The 26,750-nt window shown below is 71.4% G+C and carries 20 protein-coding genes; 10 read left to right on the top strand and 10 right to left on the bottom strand.

All coding sequences use genetic code 11. The features are described from left to right. Window position 1: 1 nt before the first annotated feature. Genes IM787_RS17410 through IM787_RS17400 form a run of 3 tightly spaced genes read right to left on the bottom strand, consistent with a single transcriptional unit; the run spans window position 2 to window position 3,537 of the window. Window positions 2–1,075 (bottom strand): ABC transporter permease, encoded by a 1,074-nt coding sequence (locus IM787_RS17410; RefSeq protein ID WP_193677978.1) that lies wholly within the window; start codon window positions 1,073–1,075, stop codon window positions 2–4. Then, a complete protein-coding gene (locus IM787_RS17405; RefSeq protein ID WP_193677977.1) occupies window positions 1,062–2,576 on the bottom strand; it encodes an ABC transporter ATP-binding protein in 1,515 nt (504 codons plus the stop codon). Before IM787_RS17405 ends, IM787_RS17410 begins: the two co-directional genes overlap by 14 nt. Window positions 2,577–2,604: 28 nt before the next feature. Then, on the bottom strand, window positions 2,605–3,537 hold the full coding sequence (locus IM787_RS17400) for a LysR family transcriptional regulator (protein ID WP_193677976.1): 933 nt from the start codon (window positions 3,535–3,537) through the stop codon (window positions 2,605–2,607). Window positions 3,538–3,609: 72 nt separating this feature from the next. Between IM787_RS17400 and xdhA the strand changes: the two genes are divergently transcribed. From xdhA to IM787_RS17380, 4 genes are all read left to right on the top strand, one after another. Then, the gene (gene xdhA / locus IM787_RS17395; protein WP_193677975.1) at window positions 3,610–5,079 is read left to right on the top strand and encodes a xanthine dehydrogenase small subunit; all 1,470 of its coding nucleotides are present in this window, start codon (window positions 3,610–3,612) and stop codon (window positions 5,077–5,079) included. Next, the gene (gene xdhB, locus IM787_RS17390) at window positions 5,076–7,385 is read left to right on the top strand and encodes a xanthine dehydrogenase molybdopterin binding subunit (protein WP_435531169.1); all 2,310 of its coding nucleotides are present in this window, start codon (window positions 5,076–5,078) and stop codon (window positions 7,383–7,385) included. The genes xdhA and xdhB overlap by 4 nt, the downstream gene beginning before the upstream one ends. A 144-nt stretch (window positions 7,386–7,529) precedes the next feature. Then, window positions 7,530–10,397: a DUF2339 domain-containing protein gene (locus tag IM787_RS17385; RefSeq protein WP_193677974.1), complete on the top strand. Its 2,868-nt coding sequence runs from the start codon at window positions 7,530–7,532 to the stop codon at window positions 10,395–10,397. Beyond that, window positions 10,394–11,785: a DUF3999 family protein gene (locus IM787_RS17380; protein ID WP_193677973.1), complete on the top strand. Its 1,392-nt coding sequence runs from the start codon at window positions 10,394–10,396 to the stop codon at window positions 11,783–11,785. Before IM787_RS17385 ends, IM787_RS17380 begins: the two co-directional genes overlap by 4 nt. A gap of 13 nt (window positions 11,786–11,798) precedes the next feature. Here the strand turns inward: IM787_RS17380 and IM787_RS17375 are convergent, their stop codons facing one another. Together IM787_RS17375 and IM787_RS17370 are read right to left on the bottom strand one after the other, a co-directional pair. Further along, window positions 11,799–12,236, bottom strand: a complete 438-nt coding sequence (locus IM787_RS17375) for a hypothetical protein (RefSeq protein WP_193677972.1) — start codon at window positions 12,234–12,236, stop codon at window positions 11,799–11,801. A 113-nt stretch (window positions 12,237–12,349) separates the two neighbouring features. After that, window positions 12,350–13,489: an alpha/beta hydrolase family protein gene (locus tag IM787_RS17370; RefSeq protein WP_193677971.1), complete on the bottom strand. Its 1,140-nt coding sequence runs from the start codon at window positions 13,487–13,489 to the stop codon at window positions 12,350–12,352. Window positions 13,490–13,595: 106 nt separating this feature from the next. Between IM787_RS17370 and IM787_RS17365 the strand changes: the two genes are divergently transcribed. Together IM787_RS17365 and IM787_RS17360 are read left to right on the top strand one after the other, a co-directional pair. Continuing rightward, on the top strand, window positions 13,596–14,048 hold the full coding sequence (locus IM787_RS17365; RefSeq protein ID WP_193677970.1) for a helix-turn-helix domain-containing protein: 453 nt from the start codon (window positions 13,596–13,598) through the stop codon (window positions 14,046–14,048). A gap of 104 nt (window positions 14,049–14,152) precedes the next feature. Then, window positions 14,153–14,452, top strand: coding sequence for a hypothetical protein (locus tag IM787_RS17360; RefSeq protein WP_193677969.1), 300 nt, complete (start codon window positions 14,153–14,155; stop codon window positions 14,450–14,452). Here the strand turns inward: IM787_RS17360 and IM787_RS17355 are convergent. After that, window positions 14,442–15,335: a LysR family transcriptional regulator gene (locus IM787_RS17355; protein WP_193677968.1), complete on the bottom strand. Its 894-nt coding sequence runs from the start codon at window positions 15,333–15,335 to the stop codon at window positions 14,442–14,444. The genes IM787_RS17360 and IM787_RS17355 overlap by 11 nt on opposite strands. Window positions 15,336–15,421: 86 nt before the next feature. On the opposite strand from IM787_RS17355, the gene IM787_RS17350 reads away from it, so the two are divergent. The 4 genes from IM787_RS17350 to IM787_RS17335 are packed head-to-tail and all read left to right on the top strand — an operon-like array spanning window position 15,422 to window position 20,658. Continuing rightward, window positions 15,422–17,575: a thiamine pyrophosphate-dependent enzyme gene (locus tag IM787_RS17350; protein WP_193677967.1), complete on the top strand. Its 2,154-nt coding sequence runs from the start codon at window positions 15,422–15,424 to the stop codon at window positions 17,573–17,575. Continuing rightward, on the top strand, window positions 17,572–19,185 hold the full coding sequence (locus IM787_RS17345) for an indolepyruvate oxidoreductase subunit beta family protein (RefSeq protein ID WP_193677966.1): 1,614 nt from the start codon (window positions 17,572–17,574) through the stop codon (window positions 19,183–19,185). Before IM787_RS17350 ends, IM787_RS17345 begins: the two co-directional genes overlap by 4 nt. 55 nt (window positions 19,186–19,240) lie before the next feature. Beyond that, complete coding sequence (locus tag IM787_RS17340) at window positions 19,241–20,236, top strand: Bug family tripartite tricarboxylate transporter substrate binding protein (protein WP_193677965.1); 996 nt, start codon at window positions 19,241–19,243, stop codon at window positions 20,234–20,236. Between the two features lie 2 nt (window positions 20,237–20,238). Next, window positions 20,239–20,658, top strand: a complete 420-nt coding sequence (locus IM787_RS17335; protein WP_435531168.1) for an acyl-CoA thioesterase — start codon at window positions 20,239–20,241, stop codon at window positions 20,656–20,658. Window positions 20,659–20,660: 2 nt separating this feature from the next. Here the strand turns inward: IM787_RS17335 and IM787_RS17330 are convergent, their stop codons facing one another. From IM787_RS17330 to IM787_RS17315, 4 genes are all read right to left on the bottom strand, one after another. Further along, a complete protein-coding gene (locus IM787_RS17330) occupies window positions 20,661–21,032 on the bottom strand; it encodes a response regulator (protein WP_193677963.1) in 372 nt (123 codons plus the stop codon). Then, window positions 21,029–24,640 carry a PAS domain-containing protein gene (locus IM787_RS17325; RefSeq protein ID WP_193677962.1) on the bottom strand — a complete coding sequence of 1,204 codons (3,612 nt, stop codon included), beginning with the start codon at window positions 24,638–24,640 and terminating at the stop codon, window positions 21,029–21,031. The genes IM787_RS17330 and IM787_RS17325 overlap by 4 nt, the downstream gene beginning before the upstream one ends. A 120-nt stretch (window positions 24,641–24,760) precedes the next feature. Further along, a complete protein-coding gene (gene fghA, locus IM787_RS17320) occupies window positions 24,761–25,606 on the bottom strand; it encodes an S-formylglutathione hydrolase (RefSeq protein WP_290427335.1) in 846 nt (281 codons plus the stop codon). Between the two features lies 1 nt (window position 25,607). Continuing rightward, window positions 25,608–26,714 (bottom strand): S-(hydroxymethyl)glutathione dehydrogenase/class III alcohol dehydrogenase, encoded by a 1,107-nt coding sequence (locus tag IM787_RS17315; RefSeq protein ID WP_193677961.1) that lies wholly within the window; start codon window positions 26,712–26,714, stop codon window positions 25,608–25,610. Between the last annotated feature and the right edge of the window lie 36 nt (window positions 26,715–26,750).

Raw genomic sequence — 26,750 nt, 5'->3', positions numbered from 1 at the left:
GTCAGGCGGCCGCCTTCGCGGCGGGCTTCAGGCGGATGCGATAAGCCATGAGCGTGTCGCAGGCGAGCAGCGTGAACAGCAGCAGGCCCTGGAACACGCCGGTCAGCGACTTCGGCAGGCCCAGGCGGGATTGCGCCAGCTCGCCACCGATGTAGAACATGCTCATGAGGAGGGCCGAGAACACCATGCCGACGGGATGCAGCCGGCCGACGAAGGCGACGATGATCGCGGCGAAGCCGTAGCCGGCCGGCACGTAGGGCGTGAGCTGGCCGATGGGGCCGGCGACTTCCAGCGCGCCCGCCAGACCCGCGGCGCCGCCGGAGATCAGGAGCGCCGTCCAGAGGGCCCTGCGGGAAGAGAAGCCCGCATAGCGCGCCGCTGCCGGCGCCAGCCCGCCGACCTGCTGCGCGAAGCCGGCGCGGGTGCGAAACAGGTAGACCCACAGGGCCGCGACGCCGGCCAGCGCGAGCAACGCGCCGATGCTCACCCGCGAGCCCTGCATCAGCCGGGGCACCTGGGTCGCGCTCGCGAAGGTCTTGGTCTGCGGGAAGTTGTAGCCGCCCGGGTCCTTCCACGGCCCGAACACCATGTAGTTCAGGACCAGCGTGGCCACGTAGACCAGCATCAGGCTGACCAGGATCTCGTTGGCGTTGAAGCGGTCGCGCAGCAGCGCGGTGAGGCCCGCCCACGCCATGCCGCCCAGCACGCCCGCCAGCAGGATCGCGATGACGATCAGCCGGCTGGTGTCCTTGCCGGCCATCAGCGCGATGCCGCCCGCGGCCAGCGCGCCGATCACGAACTGGCCCTCGGCGCCGATGTTCCACACGTTGGACCGGAAGCACACCGCCAGGCCCAGCGCGATCAGCAGCAGCGGCGTCGCCTTCACCAGCAGCTCGCCGATGCGGTAGGCGTTGCTCACCGGCTCCCAGAAGAACACGCGCAGGCCCTGAACCGGGTCCTTGCCCAGTGCCACGAACAGCAGCGTGCCCAGCACCACCGTGATCGCCAGCGCCAGCAGCGGGGAGGCCAGGCTCCAAAAGCGCGATGCTTCCGGCCGCGGTTCAAGCTTCAGCATGTCGGCCCTCCCACAGTCCGCTCATCCATTCGCCGATCCGCGACACCGTCGCCTGGGCACGCGCGATGGAAGGCGACAGCCGCCCCTTGGCGATCACGTGCAGCCGGTCGCTGATCTCGAACAGCTCCTCCAGCTCCTCCGACAGCACCAGCACCGCGCAGCCCGCGTCGCGCAGCGCCAGGATCTCCGCGCGGATCTGCGCCGACGCACCCACGTCCACGCCCCAGGTGGGCTGCGACACGATCAGCAGCTTCGGCTTCGCGTCGATCTCGCGGCCCACGATGAACTTCTGCAAATTGCCCCCCGAGAGCGACCGCGCCGCGGCGTCCGGGCCGCCCGCCTTCACGTTGAAGCGCTCGATGATGGCGGCGGCCTGCTGCCGCAGGGCCCCGACCCGGATCCAGCCGCCGCGCCCCACGGCGTCGGTCCGCGTGAGCAGCAGGTTCTGCGCCAGCCCGAGGCTCGGCACGGCGCCGCGGCCCAGGCGCTCCTCGGGCACGAAGTGCAGGCCGAGATGGCGGCGGTGCGCCGGACCGAACCGCCCGGCAGCCTGCCCCGCCACCTGCACCATGCCGGGCGCCGCGCGCCGGTCCTCGCCCGACAGCGCGAACAGCAGCTCGCGCTGCCCGTTGCCCGACACGCCGGCGATCCCCACGACCTCGCCCGCGCGCACCTCGAAGGAGATCGCTTCCAGGTCGTGGCCGAACTGGTCCTCGCGCGGCAGCGTCAGGCCCTGCACCTTCAGCACCACCTCGCCGGGCGTGCGGGCGTGGTGCTCCAGCTGCGGCGGCTCGGCGCCGATCATCATGCGCGAGAGCGAGGCATTGGATTCGTTCCGCGGATCCGCCACGCCGGTCACCTTGCCGCCGCGCAGCACCGTGCAGGCGTTGCACAGCGCGCGGATCTCGTGCAGCTTGTGGCTGATGTAGAGGATGCTGCAGCCCTGCGCCCCCAGCTGGCGGAGTACCGCGAACAGGCTCTCCACCGCCTGCGGTGTCAGCACCGAGGTCGGCTCGTCGAGGATCAGCAGCTTGGGGTCGGTCAGCAGCGCGCGCACGATCTCCACGCGCTGCATCTCGCCGACCGACAGCGTGTGCACGGGCCGGGTCGGTTCCACGTCCAGGCCGTACTCGCGCGCCTTGGCCACGATGCGCTCGGTCACCTGCTTCAGCGACAGGCTCTTGTCCAGGCCCAGCCAGACGTTCTCGGCCACGGTCAGCGTGTCGAACAGGCTGAAGTGCTGGAACACCATGCTGATGCCCAGCGCCCGCGCCTCCTGCGGGTTGCGGATGTGCACGGGCCGGCCGTCGAACACCACGCTGCCCTCGTCCGGCTTGACCGCGCCGTAGATGATCTTCATCAGCGTGGACTTGCCGGCGCCGTTTTCGCCGAGCACGGCGTGGATCTCGCCCGGCTGCACCGTCAGCGAGACGTCGCTGTTGGCGACCACCGCCGGGTAGCGCTTGGTGATGTGCGCGAGTTCGAGTCGCGGTGCGGTCACGCCGGTCTTCTCCTGTCCATGCCTGTCTTCATCCTTCTTGCAGCCCGCCCGCCACGGCCTTGATGCGCTCGCGCAGCCAGCGTCCCGCCGCGGACTGGTGGCTGCGCTCGTGCCACAGCTGGTAGTACACCAGCGGCGGGAAGGGCACCGGGCAGTCCAGGATGCGCACGGGCAGGGCCTGGGTGAAGCGTTCGCAGAACTGCCGGCCGGTCGTCAGCACCAGCAGCGTGCCGGCGACCATGCGGGGCAGCAGCCCGAAATGCGGGCAGCGGGCCGTGATGTTACGGGACAGGCCCTGCCCTTCCAGGAATTCGTCGATCACGCCGCGGGCGCCGGGGTGGGTCGGCGTCGGGGCGATGTGCTCCGCCTCCAGCCATTCCTCCGGCGACCAGCCGCGGCGCACCGCCGGGTGGTCCTCGGCGACCAGGCAGACGATCTCGTCCTCGACCAGCCTGCCCAGGTGCAGGTCCTGAGGCGGCTTGAGCCAGTTGCCGACCACCACGTCGACCTCGCCCTGCGCCAGCTGCGCGTGGCAGTCGGAGGCCGCGGACAACGGATGGATCTGGACCTGGCTGCGCGGCGCCCGGGCCTTGACCTGCGCCACCAGCGCGGGCAGGAACAGCGGGTCGAGGTAGTCGGCCGCGGCCACGCGGAAGGTCGTCGTGGTGGTCTGCGCGTCGAAGCCCCGCGCGTCGCTGAAAAGCATTTCGGCGGCACGCAAGATGCTTGCGCTGGGTTCGACCATGCGCAACCCGGCATCCGTAGGCACCATCCCCGCGCCCGAGCGCACCAGCAGCGGGTCGCCGGCGAGTTCGCGCAGGCGCTTGAGCGACGCCGACACCGCCGGCTGGTACATGCCCAGCTTCAGTGCGGCCCGCGAGACGCTGCGTTCGGTGAGGACGGTATGCAAGACCCTGATCAAGTGGAGGTCTATCTTGTCCAAAAGGTCCTGGTCTCTCATACCTTTGCGTGCATCCCGCCCATAAGAACACCGGTATGCGCGTGGCCCCTCGAATGGAACCATACTGACGGCATGGATGCGAAGACGATCCGATTTGTCCGGCGCGGCGAGCTCGTCAGCCTGGCCAATGTACCACCCGACCGCACCCTGCTGGAGCTGCTGCGCGAGGACCTCGGCTGCACCGGCACCAAGGAAGGTTGCGGCGAAGGCGACTGTGGCGCCTGCACCGTCGTGCTCGGCGAGCCGCGCGGCGGCGCCCTGGAATACAAGGCCATCAACAGCTGCGTCCGGCTGGCCCACTCCATCGACGGCATGGCGCTGTGGACGGTGGAAGACCTGGCCGCGGCCGACGGCAGCCTGCACCCGGCGCAGGAGGCGATGGTGCAGTGCCACGGCTCGCAATGCGGCTTCTGCACGCCGGGTTTCGTCATGAGCCTGTTCGGCATGTACCAGAACCACGTCTGCCGGGGCGCCGCCATCGACCGCGCCCTGGCGCAGGAGGAACTGTCGGGCAACCTCTGCCGCTGCACGGGCTACCGGCCGATCCTGGACGCGGCCCGGCGCATGGGCGACCTGCCGCGGCGGCCCGTCGACGAAGCCGGGGTGCTGGCGCAGTTGCGGGCCCTCGAGGACAAGCGCGCGCTGGTGCCGGCCAGCGGCAGCTACCTGGACCCGCGCACCCTGGACGAAGCGGTGGCGTTGCGCGCGGCGAACCCGCAGGCGCAGGTGGTCGCCGGCTGCACCGATGCCGGCCTCTGGATCACCAAGATGCACAAGCGCTTCCCGCGCGTGCTCGACGTCACGCGCGTCGCGGAACTGCGGCGCGTCGAAGCGAGAGACGGCGAGCTGGTGATCGGCGCCGCCGTGACGCTCACCGAAGCCTTCGCCGCGCTCGTGGCGCAGCGCCCGCAGCTCAAGCCGTTCGCGTCCCGCTTCGCCGGCCTGCCCGTGCGCAACTCCGGCACGCTGGGCGGCAACGTGGCGAACGGTTCGCCCATCGGCGATTCGATGCCGCTGCTGATCGCGCTGGGCGCGCGTGTGGTGCTGGTCGGCCCGCGCGGCGAGCGCGCGCTGCCGCTGGAGGATTTCTACACCGGCTACCGCCAGAACATGCTGGCGCCGGACGAGCTCGTGGCGCGCCTGGAGGTGCCCCAGCCGGCGCCGGGCGAGTTCCTGCGCGCGTACAAGATCTCCAAGCGCTACGACGACGACATTTCCGCCGTCTGCCTGGTGCTGAACCTGCACCTGCAGGGCGGCGTGGTGCAGCACGCCGGCATCGGCGCCGGCGGGGTCGCCGCGACCCCGGTGCGGGCACGCCAGGCCGAAGCGGCGCTCACCGGCCAGGCCTGGACGGCGCAGGCCGCGCAGCGGGCGGCGGATGCCTTGCGCGCGGAGTTCCGGCCGATCAGCGACATGCGCGCCTCCGCGGCCTATCGCGCCGAGGTGCTGGGCAACCTCGTGCAGCGCTTCTGGCTGGAGAGCCAGGGCGTGCGGCACGTCAACCTGGAAGACTTCCGCGTGGCGGAGGCGCTCGCGCCGTGAACGCGCCCGACAAGCACCTGGCGCAGGGCGCCGCCGTCCCGGCCACCGGCCAGCCGCACGTCCACGAGAGCGCCCGCGCCCAGGTGGCGGGCGGCGCCACCTACATCGACGACATCCCCGAGGTGAAGGGCACGCTGCACGCGGCGCCCATCCTGTCGAACGTGGCCCACGGGCACCTGCGTGGCGTCGACGCTGCGGCGGCGCTGGCGATGGAGGGCGTGCGGGGCGTGGTGCTGGCGCAGGACATTCCCGGCGACCCGATCCTCGCCACCTTCGTGCACGACGAGCCGATCTTCGCGCGCGACAAGGTGGAATACGTGGGCCAGGTTGTCGGCCTCGTCGTGGCGGAGACCGTGATGCAGGCCCGCCGCGCCGCGCGCCAGGTCCGGCTGGACATCGAGCCGCTGCCCGCCGTGCTGGACGTGCGCGAGGCGCTGGCTGCGCAGAGCTTCGTGCTGAAGCCGGTGACGGTGCGGCGCGGCGAACCGGAACAGCGCATCGCCGCGGCGGCGCACCGGCTCTCCGGTTCGCTGGACGTCGGCGGGCAGGAACACTTCTACCTCGAAGGCCAGGTCGGCTACGCGATGCCGCTGGAGCAGGACCAGTGGTGGATCTACTCCAGCACGCAGCATCCCGGCGAGGTGCAGCACTGGGTCGCGCATGCGCTGGGGCTGGAGAACCACGACGTGCGCGTCGAGTGCCGGCGCATGGGGGGCGGCTTCGGCGGCAAGGAAACGCAGGCCGGGCACATCGCCGTGTGGGCGGCCCTGGCGGCGCGCAAGTTCCGCCGGCCCGTCAAGCTGCGCCTCGACCGCGACGACGACTTCATGGTCACCGGCAAGCGGCATCCGTTCGCCTACGACTACGAAGTGGGCTTCGACGGCGACGGCCGCGTGGCCGGCCTGAGGCTCACGATGGCGGTGAACTGCGGCTTCAGCGCCGACCTGAGCGGCCCGGTGGCGGATCGCGCGGTGTTCCACGTCGACAACGCGTACTTCCTGGGCGACGTGGAGATCGCTTCGTACCGCTGCAGGACGAACACCCAGAGCCACACGGCCTTCCGCGGTTTCGGCGGGCCGCAGGGGATGATCGTGATGGAGGCGATCCTCGGCGACATCGCGCGCGCGCTCGGCAAGGACGCGCTCGACGTGCGCCGGGCCAACCTGTACGGCACGACGGAGCGCAACGTCACCCACTACGACATGACGGTGGAGGACAACATCCTCGCGCCGCTGATCGCGCGCCTGGAGCAGTCGTCCGCCTATCGCGCGCGGCGGGCAGAGATCGCGGCCTGGAACGACGGCAGCCCGGTGATCAAGCGCGGCCTCGCGCTCACGCCGGTCAAGTTCGGCATCTCCTTCACCGCCACTTTCTTCAACCAGGCCGGCGCGCTGGTGCACGTGTACGGCGACGGCAGCGTGCAGGTGAACCACGGCGGCACCGAGATGGGCCAGGGCCTGCACACCAAGATCCTGCAGATCGTGGCCGACGAACTCGGCGTGCCCTTCGGCCGCGTGCGCATCAGCGCCACCGACACCGGCAAGGTGCCCAACGCCAGCGCCACCGCGGCCTCCAGCGGCACCGACCTGAACGGCCGCGCCGCGCAGTTCGCCGCGCGCCAGGTGCGGCAACGGCTGGCGGAGTACGTGGCGGAGAAGCAGAACTGCCGGCCCGAACAGGTGATCTTCGCCCACGGCCAGGTGAGCACCCCCGGCGCGGTGATGCCCTGGGAGCAGTTGGTGGACGACGCGTACCACTCGCGCGTGCAGCTGTGGAGCGACGGCTTCTACCGCACGCCCAAGATCCACTACGACAAGCACACGCTGACCGGCCGGCCGTTCTACTACTTCTCCTATGGCGCGGCCTGCACCGAAGTCGCGATCGACACGCTCACCGGCGAGAACCGCGTGCTCAAGGTGGACATCCTCCACGACGTCGGCCACTCGATCAACCCGGCGATCGACATCGGCCAGATCGAGGGGGGCTTTGTCCAGGGGATGGGCTGGCTGACGACGGAGCAGCTGGTCTGGAACGGCCAGGGCGTGCTCGCCACGCACGCACCCAGCACCTACAAGATTCCGGCGACCGGCGACGTGCCGGCGCATTTCCGCGTCGAGCTGTGGCCCGAGGCGAACCCGGAGGACAACGTCGGCGGCAGCAAGGCCGTCGGCGAACCGCCGTTCATGCTGGCCATCAGCGTGTGGGAAGCCTTGCGCGATGCGGCGGCGGCGGCGCGCGGCGGCGGCCCGGTGCGCATGGATGCGCCGGCGACCGCGGAGAACGTGCTGAAGGCGCTGCGCGCCTGAGCGTGGAGGCCCGCGCGACCGGCGGTGCCACGCCGGTCCCGTGCGGTGCGCTTCCGGGTAGCGATTTCCTATACTGCCCGCACACCGCCCCGGCACGAGGGCGCGGCGGCCGCACACTCGCGGCGCCATCTGAGGAGGATCACCATGGTTCTGTGGGGTGCTGTCTGGGGCGCCGTGCTCGGCCTGCTCTGGCCGGGCTACAACGAGGAGCTGCACGCGATCGCCGGTGCGCTGCTGGGCGCTGCCGCGGGGTGGTCCCTGCGCAAGGCGGTGCGTGGCGAGGTTGCGCGCACGGCGACGCTGCTGCAGGCCGCACGTGCGCAGGCCGCTGTGCAGCCGCCCGCGCCCGCCGCCGTGGCGCCCGCACCGGCGCCGGCCACCGGGGACGGACCGACCGTTCCCCTGTCTTCGCCCGGGGTCCGGCCGCAGCCCGCCGTCGCCCCGGCCCAGGTGGCAGCGACGGCCTCGCCCCGTCCGGCAACGGCGACGCCCGCGACCGCGCGGACGCCTGCGCCGCCGAACCCGGTCTTCGACCTGCCGGCCACCCTGGTCCGGCGCGCCTGGGAGTGGCTCTTCGGCGGCAACACCGTGGTGCGCATGGGCGTGGTCGTGCTGTTCATCGGCCTGGCCTTCCTGGCGCGCTACGCGGTGGAGAACGCGCTCCTGCCGCCGCAACTGCGCCTGGCGGCGATCGGCGTCGCCGGCATCGCGCTCTTCGCCTTCGGCCTGCGCATGCGCCGCCGGGCGGAGCGCACCGGCTATGCGACCACGCTGCAGGGCGCGGGCATCGCGGTGCTGTACCTGACCGTCTTCGCCGCGTTCCGGCTGTACCAGTTCCTTCCCGCGGGCGCGGCCTTCGTGGCGCTGGGCCTGATCTGCCTGTTCTCCGCCGTGATCGCACTCGTGCTGAACGCGCAGGCGCTCGCCTTCATCGGGTTCGCCGGCGGCTTCGCCGCGCCGCTGCTCGTGTCCACCGGCCAGGGCAACCACGTCGCGCTGTTCGGCTACTACCTGCTGCTCGGTGCGGCCATCGCCGTCATCGCCTGGAAGCGCGCGTGGCGCCCGCTCAACCTGCTCGGCTTCCTCTCCACCTTCGGCATCGCCACCGCCTGGGGCGTGCTGCGCTACGACCCGGCGCACTATGGGTCGACCCAGCCCTTCCTCATTGCCTTCTTCACTGTGTACGTCCTGGCCAGCCTGTTCTATGCCTTGCGGCACGGGCAGCCCGCCCGCAAGGCAGTCGACGCGACGCTGGTGTTCGGCACGCCCATCGTGGCGTTCGGATTGCAGGCCGGCCTGGTGCGCGAGATGCCGTACGCCACGGCGTTCTCCTCGCTCGCGCTCGGCTTCGTCTACGTGCTGCTCGGTGCCTGGACGCTGAAGCGGCGCAGCGGTGATGCCACCGTGAACCGCTGGCTGGCCGAGTGCTTCCTGGCGCTCGCCCTCGGCTTCGCGACACTGGCCGTGCCGCTGGCGCTGGACGGCCGCTGGACCTCCGCAGTGTGGGCGGTCGAAGGCGCCGGCGTGTACTGGATGGGCCGGCGGCAGGGCCGCTGGCTGGCGCGCGCCTTCGCCCTCGCGCTGCAGGGGCTCGCGGCGCTCCTGTACCTCGAGGGAAGCACCGGCATGGCCGCCGGCCGCTTCCCCGTCGCGAATCCCGCCTTCATCGGCGCGGCCATGCTCGCCGCGGCGGCGCTCGTCATCGCCTGGTGGGCGCGGAATCCGGCGCAGGACGAGGGCGCCAGCCGCGCCGGCCAGGCGTTCGCGCGGCTGGAACACGGACTGGCCCCGGTGCTGTTCTGGATCGGTTTCCTGTGGTGGCAGTCGGCCCTGGGGGTCGAGATCCACCGTTACGTGATCGACGCGCAGGGCAGCTACGCCATGGTCTTCGACCGCGCGACGCGGCTGGTGCTGATGCTGGCGGGATGGGTCCTGAGCGCGTTCGCCCTGCACCCCTTCGCGCTGCCGACGCGTGCCGCGCCGTGGCGCGTGGCCGCGACGCCGGCCTGGCTCAACGCACCGGTCCTGCTGCTGGCCGCGCTGTGGGGCATGGCCACCCTGGACCACGTGTTCCAGGGCGGTGGCTGGCTCGTGTGGCCGCTGGTGATCGCGCTGCACCTGCGGATGCTGCGCCGGTTGGACGACGGCCGTCCGCAAGCGTGGTGGCCGTGGGTGCATGCCGCGGGCGTGTGGCTCGCGGTGCTGCTGGCCGGCAACCTGCTCGTGTTCGCGATCGGCCGCGCGCAGCTGTGGGGGACGGCCTGGGCCACCGTCATCCTGCTCGTCGCGGGCAGCCTCGTGCTGCTGGCGCTCGTGCTCGCATGCCGTGGGGCCCTGCAGGCACCCGGGTCCGCGAGGCGCTGGCCGCTGGACCGCTTCACGCCAGCCTATGCCTGGCGCGCCGCGGCACCGCTGTCCATCGCGCTTGCCCTCGGCGCACTGGTGGTGGCCGTCTATTCGCGCGGCGAGGCCCGCCCGCTGCCCTACCTGCCCTTGCTGAACCCGACCGACCTCTCGGTGGCCCTGGCGCTGGCGATCTGCGCGGCCTGGCTGCTGAGGGTGCGCCGCAGCGCGCTCGTCCTGCCGGGGATGGCGCGCGGACCGGCGCCGCTCGCCCTGCTGGGCGCCATCGCGTTCGTGGCCGTCAACACGGTGTGGCTGCGCATCGCGCACCACTGGGGCGGCGTGGCGTGGGATGCCGACGCGCTGTTCGACTCCTTCCTGGTGCAGGCGGGCTACTCCATCCTCTGGACCGTGATCGCGCTGGGCCTGATGGTGGGCGCGCACAAGCGCGCACTGCGCCCCGCCTGGATGCTGGGCGCGGCGCTGCTGGGCATCACCGTGCTCAAGCTGTTCGTCGTGGACCTCTCCAACCGCGGCGGCTCCGAGCGCATCATCGTGTTCATCGCCGTCGGACTGCTGATGCTGGTGGTCGGCTGGTTCGCGCCGCTGCCGCCGGCGCGCACGGCGCCGCCGCGAGCGGCCGGCAACCTGCAGGAGGCAACCCCTTGAGCATCCGCCGCATCGCCGCCTTCGCGCTGGCCGCCACGTCGCTGCTCGCGTCCGCACAGGAACCGCGACCGGACACCTTCGCCTGGCGCGCCACGCTGGACACGGCCGGGCACCAGGGCCTGATGCGCGTGCCGCTGCCGGCCGAGGCGCTCGCGCGGCTGCAGTCGCGCGACGCCGGGGACCTGCGGGTGTTCGATGCGCAGGGACAGCCGGTGCCCTTCGCGCTCGCCACCCCGCCACGGCCCGCCGCCGCGCCGCCGCAGCAGACCGCCGCGATCCGCGCGCTGCCCCTGCATGCCGCGCCCGCGGGATCGCGGGCGCCCAAGGGCACGCTGCAGCTGCGGGCCCGGCAGAACGGGGACCGGCAGTCGGTGTGGGTGCAGTTCGGGGACGCCGCGGCGCAGCAGCCTCCCGGCACGACGCCGCTGCCCGCCGCGCTCTTCGACACGCGCCAGCTCGCGGCCGACGTGGGCGGCTTCATCGTGCGCGCGCAACTGCCGCCCAACGTGCCCGTGCAGTTCACGCTGTCGAAGAGCGCCGACCTGGCGGAATGGACGCCGGTACCGGCGCGGGGCCGCATCTTCCGCTTCGACGGCGAAGGCGCGCCCGCCAACGACCGCCTCGAACTCTCCGCCCCGCTGCGCCTGAAGGACCGCTACCTGCGCCTGGACTGGAGCGGCCAGGAAGGCGTGCGCGTCGAGTCGGTGGTCGGCCTCCTCGCCTCGGCCGCACCCGCGCGCGAACTGCCGGCCCTGGTGCTGCCCGCACCCGCGCCCGACGGGGCATCGGCCGTGGAATGGCCGCTCGGCTTCGCCACCCCGGTGTCCATGCTGGAACTGGGCACCCCGCGCGCGAACACGCTGGTGCCCGTCCGCGTGCTTGGACGCGGCCAGCCGCCCGAGCCGTGGCGACCGCTCGCGCAGGCCGTCGTCTACCGCCTGGGACCGGCCGGCCAGGAGAGCACCAACCCCGCCATCGCGCTGCCGGCCGTGTCGGCCGGAACCCTGCGCGTGGAAGCCACGCACGGCGTGCGGCTGGAGGGCGTGCCCCTCACGTTGCGGGTGCTGTTCCAGCCGGTCGACGTGGTCTTCGCGGCGGGCACCGCCGGGCCGTACCGGCTCGTGGCGGGAAGCGCGGGGGTGCGTGCCTCGGCGCTGCCCCTGGGCATGCTGGCGGCGACGACCGCGACCGCCGTCGAGGCGCTGCCCGCCGCGCGCATCGCGTCCGTGGACGTCGCGGCAGCGCCCGCGACCGGAGGCCCTGGCTGGCTGCCGCGCGGGGTGGACGGCAAGACCGCGGGCCTGTGGCTCGTGCTGCTGCTGGGTGTCGCCCTGCTGGGCGGCGTCGCGTGGTCGCTGCTGCGGCAGTCGGGCCGCGAGGCCGGCTGAACCGCGTGCGGCATCAGCCGATGCAGACCACCCGCGCGTTCGGGAAGCGAGTGAACGGGTCGTAGCCGCGCAGGCCTTCGCGCAGCGTCGGCTCGTGGTGCTGCGCGATGCGCATGCGGCCGCGCGCTTCCGACTTCCACATGACCTCCAGCAGCGCCGGGTCGAAGCGCAGCATGACCGGGGCGGCGTACGAATAGCGCGCATGCGGGTCGTCCTGCACCGACCAGGAGATCACCAGGTTGCCGCCCGACGTCTGCGCGGCCATCGCATGGGCCGGGAAGAGGTGGCGATAGGCTTCCCAGAACACGACGCGGACGTTGTCGAGCGAACCCGCGGGTTGCCGCTTGCGCCGCTGCGCCTCGCCGTCGCCACCCGTTGCATCCCCATGCCGCCGGATGGTCCGGATCGCGGGCTTGGGGACGGCTGCGGGGCGCGTGGGGTGGGGCTGCATGGCTTCTCCCGTGAGGGGAAGCGAACTCTATGCCTTTCGTTACGAATTCGCTTGTAGGACACGGACCACAAAGCCCATCCGCCTGCCGATGTTCGGCCTGAACGTGGCGGAAGTCACAGCCGCAGGATCCAGTCCGCCATCGCATCCGCCACCTCCCGCACGTGCCCCGGCTGGCCAGCGAGGTAGTGGTTCCCGCCCTGGATGTCGACGTTGCGGATGCGGTCGCCGCCCGCGCGCAGCCAGGCGTCACGGGTGCTCGGGAAGGTGGACGGGTCGGCGGTGTGGGTGCACAGCAGGACGGGAACCGAGGTGCGCGCCAGGTTCGACGGCCCATCGGCACGGCTGCGCGGCGACCATTGCGACAGCCAGCCGGTCAGGGAGGTGATGCGGCCCATCTGGCTGGCCGCGTAGTTGACGCCGCGCGCCCCCGCCGGCCCGCTGCCCCAGACGCTGCCGGCTTCGCGGTCGTTCGGGTCCAGCGAGAGATCCAGGAAGCGCGGGTCCGCGTGCGTGCGGTGCACGACGAACACCTCGTCGCGCGGGCTGCCCGGCGCCGTCTGCGCCCGCAGTTGCCGCAGCCGCTCGCCCACCCAGGCATCGACGCGCTCGTAGCGCCGCTGCTGCGCGTGGCGGAAGCGCTCCAGGAAGTCGTGGGCGTACGGAGGCCCGTTGCGCGCGTCGTACATGTCGAGCGCGGGGTCGACGGAGAGCACGTCGCGCTCGTCGGTGAGGGAAGGGTCGATCCAGTGGCGCATCAGGGTGGAGCGGCCCTCGTGCGCGGCGCACAGCGCGAGACCCTGCACCGGCGGCAGGTCGGCGGGCGACAGGTTCGCGGGGTCGCCGTCCAGCATCGTATCGATGTCGAGAAGCTCGGCCTGCGCCTGGTAGAACGCCGAGAGCGCGGCGCCACCCGAGTTGCCGACCAGCACAACCTTGTCGTAGCCCTGCGCCCGCAGGAACTGCACGCCCGCGCCCAGGTCCTGGATGACCCGCTCCATCAGCAGCAGCGTGTCGTTGCCCGCATAGCGCGAGTTCAGGCCCATGCAGGCGACGCCGCGTTCGGCCAGCGGCGCGATCAGGTAGTGCCCCATGAAGTTGCTCGCGGGGTGCATGACGATGGCGGCGGCGCGCTTGGGTCCCGCGGCTTCGCGCCACGCGCCATAGATGCGGGGCCGCAGCAGTTGCAGTCCGGACTGGCTTTCCATCGCCGCGCCCGGCTTGACGTCGATCACCGCGAGCTGGAGTTCAGGCATCGCTGCATTGTGTCGCAGCGCGGCGGGCCTCCGGGCCGGCCACTATGATGGAGCCCAGGGAGCCACGACCGCAGCCGCCAGGGTGGCGCGGCGATGCCAGGATCACATGCCCAATATCGCCACAGTCTTCAAGGACGAGATCGCTCGTCTTGCGCGCAAGGAAGTCCGCGCCCAGACGCAGGAACTCAAGAAAGCCTCCGCCGCCTACCGCAGCCACATCGCCGCGCTGCGCCGGCGCGTGGACGCGCTCGAGCGCGAACTCAAGCGGGTGGGCCGCGGCGGCAGCCGCGCCGCCGCGGCTGCGCAGGAGGAAGGCGCCGGGGCACAGGAAGGCACGCCACGCCGCTTCAGTGCGACGCGGCTGGCGGCCCAGCGCCGCAAGCTCGGCCTCTCCGCCGCGGACTTCGCCACCCTGCTCGGCGTTTCGGGCCAGTCCGTCTACAAGTGGGAGCATGGCGAATCCCGCCCGCGCGCCCGCCAGCTGGAGGCGATCGCGGCGCTGCGCGGCATCGGCAAGCGCGAAGCCGCCGACCGGCTGGCGAAGCTGCAGGCGCGGTAGCGCGCCTCGTGCCGTTCCGGCCTACACGGATGCTGCCCTCTTCCTGATCCACGAACCGCAACCGGCTGACAAGCCGTGCGGCCGCCAGCGGTGAACCTGCGCGGATGGATGCACCCAAGGTCGAACTCGCCCGCACGGAACTCGATTTCCTGCAGCGCCTGCTGCTGGACCTGCAGCGCCGGCTGGCCCAGCCGGAGGCGGCGCAGCCTGGGGACGAGGAAGCGGTGGCCGCCCTCGAACTGGCCCTTGCGATGCTGCACTGGGACGGCACGCCGCCCCCCGCCCTCGACACGCAGCTCGGCCTCGGCGCGGCCGTGCAGCTGAAGCTGGGACCGGACGCCATGTGCGCCTACCGCCAGTGGCGCACCGAACGGCGCAAGGTCGCGGCCGTCCTCACTCCCTGAACAGCTCTTCCACCACGTCGCGCAGCCAGCGGTTGCCCGGATCCGCCTCGAAGCGCCGGCTCCAGTGCAGCGAGACGGCGAAGTCCCGTTCCGGGAACGCCGGTTCGACGATCGTGTAACCCTCGCCGAAGCCCTGCGCGATGTTGCGCGGCACCACCGCCGCCAGGTCGGTCGCCCGCACGATGGTGGGCAGGGCGAGGAAGTGCTCCGTCACCAACCGCAGGCGGTCCTCCAGCTGCACCTGCTGCAGGATGCCCAGTGTCGCCGCGTGCGTGCGCACGGCCACGAACTCCAGCTCGCGCAGGCCCGCCTTCAGCGCGGCACCCGTGCGGCGCTTCCGGGCGAACGGATGCCCCGCGCGCAGCAGCACCACGTAGCGGTCCTGCAGCAGGCGCAGCTGCCGCGTCTCGCGCGCGGTCGGCAGGAAGCCGATCGCGATGTCGATCCGGCCGGAATCCAGGGCACCCGTGATCTCCTCGCGCGGCACGGGCCGGGTCTCGACGCGCAGGTTCGGCGCGCGCTGCCGCAGGGCCACCATCAGCTCCGGCAGGAAGCGGCTCTCGCCGATGTCGCTCAGGTGGATGCGGAAGGTGCGCGAGGAGCGCGCCGGCTCGAAGCCGGCCGTCTCCCCGAGCGCCTGCTCGATGGTGGCCAGCGCCTCCCGCACCGGGTCGGCCAGCCGCTGCGCCTTCGGCGTCGGCTGCATGCCGCGCGCCGTGCGCGTGAACAGCGGGTCGTGGAGCAGCGCCCGCAGCCGGCTGAGCCCCTGGCTCGCGGCGGGCTGGGTGAGGTCCAGCAGCTCCGCGGCACGGCTGACGTTGCCCGTGCGGTAGACCGCGTCGAACAGCCGCAGCAGGTTGAGGTCGAGGTCTTTGATATGCATTGGGCTGATACCGCTTAGTCGCCTCATTTTATTGATTGATGACGCGGGAGCGGGGACACTGCGCGGTTGCTCCAGGAGACCGCGCTTTGGAAGTTTCATTCAGCAAGGAAATCGAATCGCTGCGCCTCGGCGCCGGCGAGACCTTCCACGGCGAGGGCATCCTCGCCATCACCAAGGCGCTGCTGCAGTCCGGCGTCGCCTACATCGGCGGCTACCAGGGCGCGCCGGTGTCGCACCTGCTGGACGTGATGGTCCAGGCCAAGGACTACATGGACGAGCTCGGCGTGCACGTCGAGGCCTGTTCCAACGAAGCGTCCGCCGCCGCGATGCTGGGCGCTTCCATCCACTACCCGCTGCGCGGGGCCGTCACCTGGAAGTCCATCGTCGGCACGAACGTTGCCGCCGATGCGCTGTCCAACCTGTCGTCGCCCGGCGTGACGGGCGGCGCGCTGATCGTCGTCGGCGAGGACTATGGTGAAGGCGCGTCCGTGATCCAGGAACGCACCCATGCCTTCGCGCTGAAGTCCAGCATGTGCCTGCTCGACCCGCGTCCCGACCTGGGCGTGATGACGCGGATGGTGGAGGAAGGGTTCCGGCTGTCCGAAGCGTCGAACATGCCCTCCATCCTGGAGCTGCGCATCCGCGCCTGCCACGTGCGCGGCAGCTTCCAGACGAAGGACAACGTGAAGCCGGCCGTCTCCACGCGCCAGCTGATGGAGAACCCCGCCGGCTTCGACTACATGAAGCTGGCGCACCCGCCGGTGACCTTCCGCCACGAGAAGCTCAAGGGGGAGCAGCGCATCCCCGCCGCCCGCCGGTACATTCTGGAGAACAAGCTCAACGAACTGTTCGACGGCCGCCACCAGGACGTCGGCATCATCGTCCAGGGCGGTCTCTACAACTCGCTGGTCCGCTCGCTGCAGCAACTGGGCCTGGCCGACGCCTTCGGCAACGCCGACGTCCCCCTGCTGGTGCTGAACGTGACGTATCCGCTGGTGCCGGAACAGGTTGCGGACTTCTGCGCCGGCAAGCGCGCCGTGCTGGTGGTCGAGGAAGGCCAGCCCGAATACATCGAGCAGGAGATCGCCACGCTGCTGCGCCGCCGCGACATCCAGACGAAGCTGCACGGCAAGGACCTGCTGCCCTCCGGCGGCGAATACTCGGTGGAAGTCGTCTCCAACGGCCTCGTGCACTTCACCACCAGCTACCTGCCGGGCGCGGCCAGCGAAGACGCGCGCCGCTGGCTGGCCGCGAACACCGACCGCCGCCAGGCCGCGGCCGCCGCGCTGGCCAAGCCGCTGCCGGCGCGTCCGCCGGGCTTCTGCATCGGCTGCCCCGAGCGGCCGGTGTTCTCGGCGCTCAAGCTGGCGCAGGAGCAGATCGGCAAGGTGCACATCGCGGCCGACATCGGCTGCCACGCCTTCGGCACCTTCGAGCCCTTCTCGATGGGCCATTCGATCCTGGGCTACGGCATGTCGCTCGCCTCGCGCGCCGGCGTCTCGCCGATGATGCAGAAGCGCACGCTGGCCATCATGGGCGACGGCGGGTTCTGGCACAACGGCCTGCTCACGGGCGTGCAGAGCGCGCTCTTCAACGGCGACGACGCCGTGCTGCTGATCTTCAAGAACGGCTACACCTCCGCCACCGGCACGCAGGAGATCATCTCCACGCCGAAGGACGCCGCCAAGGAAGCGGCGAGCGACAAGTCGAAGAGCATCGTCCATACCAACCAGACCATCGAGTCCGCGCTGAAGGGCCTGGGCGTGCAGTGGATGCGCACGGTGCACACCTACGAGGTGGAGCAGATGCGTGCCACGCTGACCGACGCGTTCACCAGCGACTTCAACGGGCTGAAGGTGATCGTGGCGGAAGGCGAATGCCAGCTGGAGCGGCAACGCCGCGTCAAGCCCTGGATCGCCAGCCTGCTGAAGAAGGGCGAGCGCGTCGTGCGCGTGAAGTACGGCGTGGACGAGGACGTCTGCAACGGCGACCACGCCTGCATCCGCCTGTCGGGCTGCCCCACGCTCACACTCAAGGACAACCCCGATCCGCTGAAGGTGGACCCGGTGGCCACCGTGATCGACGGCTGCGTGGGCTGCGGCCTGTGCGGCGCCAACGCGCACGCGGCCACGCTGTGCCCCAGCTTCTACCGCGCCGAGGTCGTGCAGAACCCCAAGTGGCACGAACGTCTCCTGAACTCCTTCCGCAGCGCCGTCGTCCGCGCGCTCCAGCCCGCATGAAACACCGTTCCATCTCCCTCCTGGTCTGCGCCCTCGGCGGCGAAGGCGGCGGCGTGCTGACCGAATGGCTCATCGACATCGCGCGCCACGCCGGCTATCCGGCGCAGGCGACGTCGATCCCCGGCGTGGCCCAGCGCACCGGCGCGACCACCTACTACATCGAGGTGTTCCCCGTGCCCATGGCGGACCTCGGCGGCAAGCGCCCCGTGTTCAGCCTGAACCCGGTGCCCGGCGCGCTGGATGCGATGGTCTCCTCCGAGCTGCTGGAGACGGCCCGCCAGGTCGGCAACGGCATGACGGCGCCGGACCGCACGCTGGTGATCACGTCTTCGGCGCGCACGCTCACCACGCAGGAGCGCATGCAGCTGGGCGACGGCCGGGCCGACCCCGAAGACATGCTCAAACTGGTGCGCCAGTTCAGCAAGCAGCACCAGGTCTTCGACATGGCGGGCATCGCGCGAGAGGCGGGCACGGTCGTCAGCGCAGTGATGCTGGGCGCCATCGCCGGCAGCGGGCTGTTCCCGTTCCAGCGCAGCGCCTACGAAGCCGTCGTCAAGGCCGGCGGCAAGGGCGCGGAAGCGAGCCTGCGCGGCTTCGCCAGGGCGTTCGACATCGTCGCGCAAGGCCGCCAGCAGTCGCAGTACCTGGAACAGGTGCTCGCGCCGCAAGCGATGCCGGCCGGCACGCTGGCGCCGCAAGCCTCGCCGCCGCAGCACCAGCACGCCGAAGCCTTCCCGCAGACCGTGCGCGAGATGTTCGGCCTGGGCTACCAGCGGCTGCTGGACTACCAGGGCGCGAAGTACGCCGAGCTGTACGTGCAGCGGCTGCAGTCGGTACTGGCCGCCGAGCGCGAGGCCGACCCGGCCGGCGCGAACGGCCATGCCGTCACGAAAGAGATGGCGCGCTGGCTGGCGTTGTGGATGGCCTTCGACGACATCGTGCGGGTCGCCGACCTCAAGAGCCGCGCCTCGCGCTGGCAGCGCGTGCAGGGCGAAGTCAAGGCGGGCGAGGACGACCTGCTGAAGCTGTACGACCACTTCAAGCCCGGCGTGCCCGAGTTCGCCGCGCTGCTGCCCGAAGGCCTGGCCGGCCGGCTGGTCGCCTGGGACCGCAAGCGCGTGCGCACGGGCAAGCAGCCCTGGGCGATGCCGCTGAAGATCGGCACGCACAGCGTCTTCGGCATGGTGGCGCTGCGCACGCTCGCTTCGATGAAGTGGCTGCGCGTGCGCGGCAGCCGCTTCGCGCTGGAGCAGCGGATGATCGACAAGTGGCTGCAGGGCGTGGTCCAGGGCACGCAGCGCAGCTGGGCGCTGGGCCACGAGATCGCGCTGTGCGGCCGGCTCATCAAGGGCTACGGTTCGACCAACGAGCGGGGCAAGGAAAACCTGCTGCACGTGCTGGATCACCTGGCCCACGGCGGCCGCGCCGAGGAAGCGGCGAAGGCCGTGCGCGCCGCGCGCGAAGCGGCGCTGGCCGACGATGCCGGCAAGGCGCTGGACGCCACGCTGGTGCAGCACGGCGCGCCGCCGCGGCCCGTGAAGGCGGTGCCCATCCGCTGGGTGCGCAAGCCGCGCGGCCTGGCCGATGAAGTGCAGGCGAAGGTGCATTGAGCGGCTGCTACAGTCCTCGCCGACCGACAAGACACAGCAACAAGGAGACGCATCCATGCAACGCAACCAACGACTGACCACCCTGGCCCGCCGCGGCGTGCTGGCCGCGGCCGTGGCCGCCTGCGCCCTGCCCGGGCTGACGCTGGCCCAGGCCTTCCCCAGCAAGCCGGTCCGCGTGATCGTGAGCTTCCCGCCGGGCGGCGCCGCCGACCAGATCGCGCGCGCCGTGTCCGAGCCGCTGTCGCAGGCGCTCGGCCAGCCGGTCGTGGTGGAGAACCGCGCGGGGGCGAACGGCAACATCGCCGGCGACTTCGTCGCCAAGCAGGCGGCCGACGGCCACACGCTGCTCATGAGCTCCGGCGGCACGGTGTCGATCAACCCGCACCTGTACGACCGCATGCCCTTCGATCCCACCAAGGACCTGGTGCCGGTGGCCGCCGCGGCCCGCGTGCTGGTGTTCCTGGAGGTGAATCCGCAGAAGGTGCCGTCGAACAATGCGCGCGAGTTCCTGGCCCACCTGAAGGCCAACCCGGGCAAGCTGTCCTACGGGTCGCCGGGCAACGGCAGCTCGCCCCACCTGGCCGGCGAGATGATGAAGGTGCAGGGGAACGTGTTCGCCACCCACATCCCGTACCGCGGCGCGGCTCCGGCGATGCAGGACCTGCTGGGCGGGCAGATCGACTTCATGTTCGACCCGGGCATCGGCCTGCAGCACGTGAAGAGCGGCAAGCTGAAGCTGCTGGCCGTGGGCAGCCCCAAGCGGTCGCCGCAGTTCCCGGACGTGCCCACGCTCGACGAGGTGGGCCTCAAGGGCTTCGACGCCGACACCTTCTTCGGCTTCTACGCGCCCGGCGGCACGCCGCCGGCCGTGGTGGCGCGCCTGAACACCGAGATCAACAAGGTGCTGCGCAGCCCCGCCTTCCAGCAGCGCATGGACGCGATCGGCGCGATCCCGGCCCCGATGTCGCCGCAGGAGTTCGGCGACCGCGGCCAGGCCGACAGCAAGCGCTTCGGCCAGCTGATCCGCGAGCGAAAAATCAAAGGCGATTGAACTTGTCCAAGTCGGTCGTCTACACCGTGCGGGTCGAGTTCGGCGACTGCGACCCCGCCCGCATCGTCTGGTTCCCCAACTTCTTCCGCTGGATCGACGCGGCGTCGCGGCACTTCTTCGTGGAGTGCGGCGTGCCGCCCTGGCACGAGACCGAGAAGTCCATGGGCGTGATCGGCACGCCGCTGGTGGACACGCACGCGAAGTTCGTGAAGACCGCAAGCTACGGCGACACGCTGCAGGTCCACACGAGCATCGCGGAGTGGCGCGGCAAGAGCTTCGTGCAGCGCTACGTCGTGAAACGCGGCGAGGATGTGATCATGGAATGCGACGAAGTGCGGATCTTCGCCGCACGCCGCGAAGGCGACACGCCCGGCATCCGGGCCGTGGACATCCCCGAGGCGATCCGCCGGCTCTGCGAGTAGATTCAGGACGTGAGCTGGTCGATCCGGGAGACCAGCTCCGCGAGCGGCGCGCGCTTGGAGACACCGGGCCGCCCGCCGACTTCGCCCTGCAGGTCCTGCGTTTCCTCGGGCGACACCAGGTCGGTGAGGTAGACGAAGGGGATCCGCGCGAGCGTCGTGTCCTCGGACAGCGCAGCCGCCACCTCCCCTCCGCCCATGCCGGGCATGTCGATGTCGCACAGGATCACGTCGGGCAGCTCGCGCCGCGCCATCGCCACCGCCTTGCGCGGGTCGGAGGTGGAGACCACCTCGTACAGCTTCGACAGCTTGGTGGTGAGGTAGCCCACGACGGTGGCGTCGTCGTCGATGAGCAGCACGCGTTTCTTCTCGGTCATGATTTCTCCAGGGAAGGCTCGGGGAGCCCGTCGATGTCGATGAAGCGGATGTCGGCGGTTTCCAGGTGGGCCTCCAGCTGGCCCGCCAGTTCTTCCACCCGCGCGGCTTCCACGTGCGCCGCGTTGTGCTCGATCCAGCGGCATTGCTCGCTGGCCCAGCGGAATCCGTAGAGCCCCAGGCTGCCCGCCAGCTGGTGTGCGCTGCGGCGCAGGGCCTCGCGCTCGCCGGCGAGCGCCTGCGCGGGAAGGCCGCCGATCAACGCGCGCCGCGACACCAGGTACTCGCCCAGCATCGCCTGCATGTCGGCGTCCACCAGCACCGGGTCGCCGGGCGCGGCGGGCAGGGCCGGCGACGGGCGGCCGGCCGCGGGCGCCCCGCCGTCGGGCGCGCACAGTTCCAGCAGCGCGCCGTGCAGCACCTCGCGCGTCACCGGCTTGCTCAGGTAGCGGTCGAAGCCGGCGGCGAGGGCCGCCTGCTGCGTCTGTTCGTCCTCGTGCGAGGACAGGGCGATGATCGTGCAGCGGCGCCGCGCGCCGCCGGCCTCCAGCGCCCGCAGCTCGCGCACCGCCTGCATGCCGCCCATCACCGGCATGTCCAGGTCCATGAAGATGATGTCCGGCCAGTGGCGCTCGGCCTGCGCGAGGCCCATGCGGCCGTTGATGGCGGTGTCGACCGTGAACGGCGGCGAGGGCAGGAAGCGCCGCACGATCAGCAGGTTGTACTCGTCGTCGTCCACCAGCAGCACGCGGCTGGGCGGCAGGCCGTTGATGCGCAGCGGTTCGGGGCGGGCGCGCTCGCTGGCGTGCCGGACGCTGGCGGGGATCACGCCTTCGGCGGCGGCGCGCAGCGTGACGGTGAGCGTCGTCCCCTCGGCCTCGGAGGTCTGCATGGCGACCTCCCCGTCCTGCACCCGCGCCATGAGCCGCGCCGAGTACGTGCCCAGCCCGGTGCCGCTCGCCTTGCCGAGCGTGGCGTACTTCTGGAAGAAGCTGCCGCGGATCGCCTGGGGCACCGCGCCCTGGTTGTGCACGTGCAGCCGCACCGTCCCCGGCTCGCCCGCCTCCGCCCGCAGCGTGACCGTCGCGTTTTCAGGCGAGGCCTCGACGGCGTTCTTGGTCAGGTTCGCCAGCAGCGAATAGCAGAGAAGCTCCTCGGCCCACGCATAGGGCGCGCCGTGCAGGTCGACCTGGAAATGCACGCCCTTGGAGGCGGCGTGCACGCGCACGTCGGCGAGCACCTTCTCCACGAGGTCCGCCAGGTCCACCGCGTCGGGCCGGAAGACGTAGCTGCCCTGCTCCATCTTGTACAGGTCGAGCGACAGGTTGACCATGGACAGGATGCGGTAGCCGGCGCGCTCCACGATGCCGAGCAGTTCGTCCGCCTCCGGCCCGAGCCGCCTTTCCTCCCGCAGCAGGCGCGGCACCGCCACGATGCTGTTCAGCGGGGTCTTGATGTCGTGGCGGCCGATGCGCTCGACCTCCTCGCGCAGCCGCACGTTCTCCTTCAGCGCCTCGTTGGAGGCGCGCAGGGCCTCCTCGTGCGCCCGCCGCTCCGTGATGTCCAGGATGGCGGCGATCCAGCGCACGACGAAGGCCTTCTCGTCGCGCACCGCCATGCCGCTCACCTGCACCCACACGTAGCTGCCGTCCGCGCGCAGCAGGCGGTATTCCTCGGGCGCGTAGAAGTCGCCCCACGGACCCTCCGGGCCCTGGCCCTTGATGAAGGTGACCCAGCGCCGCGTGACGCGCTCGCGGTCGTCCGGATGGATCATCACGCGGAAGTAGTCGGGCCAGTCCGCGGTGTCCGCGTCGGGCGCGTAGCCGCGGATCTCGCGGAAGCGCGGCGAGTAGTAGGTCTCGTGCGTGACGCCGTCCCAGTCCACGATGCCCACGCGCGCGCCGCGCACCACCAGGTCCAGCCGCCGCTGCTCGGTGCGCGTCAGCGCCACCTGCGCCCGCAGCGCCGCCTGCTGCTCCGCCATCTCGGATTCGTGCCGCTTGCGGTCGGAGATGTCGATGAAGGAGCAGATGTAGCGCAGCGTCCGGCCCCGCGAATCGCAGACCGACACGGCCTCGGCGTGGATCCAGAGGTCGCTGCCGTCCGCGCGCCGCAGCCGGTAGTCCATCGGCTCGCCGGCGCGCACGCCGCTCGCGACGCTGCGGTCGCGCAGCTGGCGCAGGAAGCTGCCGTGCACGCGGTCGTGGTCCTCCGGGTGCACGACGCTGCGGAACTCCGGCAGTTCGGGAGCATCGGGGCCGCCGGGATGGCCCAGCATCTCGCGCAGGCGTTCCGACCATTCGGTGCGGCCGCTGATCGCGTCCCAGTCCAGCAGCCCCGCCTTGGTGGAGCGCACCAGCAGGTTGGCGCGCTCGCGCTCCTCGATCGCCACCCGCTCCTCCACCAGCAGCGCGCGGGCGAAGCGCCGGGCCATCAGGTAGGCCGGCGCCGCGACGAACAGCAGCACGCCATAGGGCAGCAGGCTCAGGCGCGCGAGATGGGCGAACTGGACGATGTCGTGCACCACGGCGATCGCCAGCATCGCCAGCCCGCCCAGCAAGAGGGGCGCCGTGCGGCGGCCGCTGCGCCACGCGGCGGCCAGCCGCCACGCCAGGTACAGGCCGAGCAGCGCGGAGCCGGTGGCGAGCGTGGGCACCAGGGCGGTGAACACGCGCGGCGACGTGAGCAGCACGACGGCGCACGACAGGGCCACCCAGCCGACGATCAGGCGCACGGCGCGCGTGCCCACCTGCTGCGGATACAGCGAGCGCACGAAGAGCACGAACAGCGCGTTGTTCGCGTACCAGCACAGGAACACGAGCTGCATGTATCGGCCCCAGCCCATCGAGCCGAGCACGGGCTGCAGGATGCGCGTGCCGGTGAGCGCCATGCCCAGCGCGAACACCAGGCAGAAGAGGCCGAAGTACAGCGGGCTGCGGTCGCTGCGGCGGCCGAAGTAGAACAGCAGCGGCAGCAGCCCCAGCACCAGCAGGCCGCCGACGGACAGCAGGTCGCGCATCAGCGCCAGCTCGCGCCGCTGCGCCAGCTGCTGCGCCTCGCCCAGTTCCACGCTGCGCAGCAGGCCGCCGCGCTGGGCATCGAAGTTGGAGACGTGCGCGACGATGTGCAGCGGACAGGCGACGCTGCCCAGCGCCACGGTCTGCTGCACCAGTTCCGGCCGCGCACCGCGGGGGCTGGCGCCCGGCTCGCCCTGGCGCGCCACCAGCGCGCCGTTGACGAACCAGCGCACCGCGCTGTGCTGCACCGGCAGGCTGAGGGCGAGGCCGGCGCCCCGCTCGCATTGCACGGTCAGGTGGTAGGTGCCGCGTCCGTAGCGCTGGCCGGCGACGTCGTTCCACGCGGACGGGACTTCGATGCCGCGGGCGGCCGGCGCGGCGGGCTGGCGCGGGTCGCCGAATTCATCCCACTGCAGCAGCCATTGGCCGTCCAGCGGCGCGATGCCGTCCCTTCCGAAGTCCCAGGTGCGCAGGTCGATGTGCCCTGCCGCAGCCCGCGGCGTCTCGACGGCACGCGCGGCCCCCAAGCCCACCAGCAGGAGCGCGGCGAGACACAGGGCAGCCACGCGGCGGCAGGCACTCGGGAGGGACATGCTCGAGCATAAGCATGGCTCCCGGCGCTGCCCACAGCGGCGTGCGCCAACGCGCCGCAGGCTGCGCACGTCCGCGGCATTTAAGCAACAAGTTGTAAGCGCCGCGGCGGCGCCGGACGTTCAGGCGGCGAGGGCTTCCGCGTGGTGCGCGAGGTGGTCGGCGACGAACGAGGCCACGAAGAAATAGCCGTGGTCATAGCCCGCGTGCCGGCGCAGCGTGAGCGGCTGGCCGGCGGCGGCACAGGCTTCCTCGAGGCGCTCCGGGCGCAATTGCGCGGCCAGGAAGGTGTCGGCCAGGCCCTGGTCGACCAGCAGCGGCGGCACGCGCGCCCCCCGCCGCACCAATTGCACCGCGTCGTGCGTCGACCATGCCTCGCGGTGGCCCCCGAGGTACCCGGTGAAGGCCTTGTGCCCCCACGGCACCTCGGAGGGCGCGCAGATCGGCGCCAGCGCCGAGACGCTCCGGTAGCGGCCCGGATGCCGCAGTGCCAGCGTCAGCGCGCCGTGGCCACCCATCGAGTGCCCGAAGATGCCGGCGCGGGCCGTGTCCACCGCGAAGTGCCGCTGCAGCACCTGCGGCAGTTCCCGCGCGACGTAGCTCTCCATCCGCCAGTGCCTGGCATAGGGCTGCGCCGTGGCATCGAGGTAGAAACCCGCGCCGTGGCCGAAGTCCCAGTCCTGGTCGGCACCCTCGACGCCCGTGCCGCGCGGGCTGGTGTCCGGCGTGACCAGCGCGATGCCCAGCCGCGCCGCGTGCTGCTGCGCGCCGGCCTTGATCGCGAAGGTCTGCTCGTTGCACGTCAGCCCCGCCAGGTAGTACAGCACCGGCACCGGCCCCCGCGCCGCCTGCGGCGGCAGGTACACGCCGAAGCGCATCGGCAGGCCGATGGTGTCCGAAGCGTGCTCGTGGAAGCCCTGCGTGCCGCCGAAGCACGCATGCTCCTCCAGCGTCTTCAGTCCTTCCATTTCAGAACACCACCACGGAGCGGATCGACTCGCCCGCCTTCATCAGGTCGAAGCCCTTGTTGATGTCTTCCAGCGCCAGCTGGTGCGTGATCAGGTCGTCGATGTTGAGCTTGCCGTCCATGTACCAGTCGACGATCTTCGGCACGTCGGTGCGTCCGCGCGCGCCACCGAAGGCCGAGCCCTTCCACTGGCGGCCGGTCACCAGCTGGAAGGGCCGCGTGCTGATCTCGGCGCCGGCCTCCGCCACGCCGATGATGATGCTCTGGCCCCAGCCCTTGTGGCAGCACTCCAGCGCCTGGCGCATGGTGGTCGTGTTGCCGATGCACTCGAAGCTGTAGTCGGCGCCCCCGTCGGTGAGCTGCACGATCGCGTCGACGACGTTCGCGTGCTCCTTCGGGTTGATGAAGTGCGTCATGCCGAACCGGCGCGCCATGGCTTCGCGCGTCGGGTTGAGGTCGACGCCGATGATCTTGTCGGCGCCGACCATCTTCGCGCCCTGGATCACGTTCAGGCCGATGCCGCCGAGCCCGAACACGACGACGTTTGCGCCGGCTTCGACCTTCGCGGTCCAGATCACGGCGCCGACGCCGGTGGTGACGCCGCAGCCGATGTAGCAGACCTTGTCGAAGGGCGCGTCGCCGCGGATCTTCGCCAGCGCGATCTCCGGCGCCACGATGTGGTTGCTGAACGTGGACGTCCCCATGTAGTGGAGGATCGGCTTGCCGTCCAGCGAGAAGCGCGAGGTGCCGTCCGGCATCAGGCCCTTGCCCTGCGTGCCGCGGATCAGCTGGCACAGGTTGGTCTTGCGCGACAGGCAGAACTTGCACTGCCGGCATTCGGGCGTGTACAGCGGGATCACGTGGTCGCCGGGCTTCAGAGAGGTCACCCCCGCGCCCACTTCCAGGACCACGCCGGCGCCCTCGTGCCCGAGCACCGCCGGGAACAGCCCTTCGGGATCGGCGCCCGACAGCGTGTAGTAGTCGGTGTGGCAGATGCCGGTGGCCTTGACCTCCACCAGCACCTCGCCGGCACGGGGGCCTTCAAGGTCGAGTTCTTCGATGGTCAGGGGTTGGCCGGCCTTCCAGGCGACGGCGGCGCGCGTTTTCATGGGCGATGTCCTTGTGCGGGATGCAGCGGGCCATCG

Source organism: Ramlibacter pallidus (assembly GCF_015070875.1).
In the GTDB taxonomy this organism is placed as follows: domain Bacteria; phylum Pseudomonadota; class Gammaproteobacteria; order Burkholderiales; family Burkholderiaceae_C; genus Ramlibacter; species Ramlibacter pallidus.
Note: the sequence above shows the minus strand (reverse complement) of the source record. Positions and strands in the feature narration are given on the sequence as shown.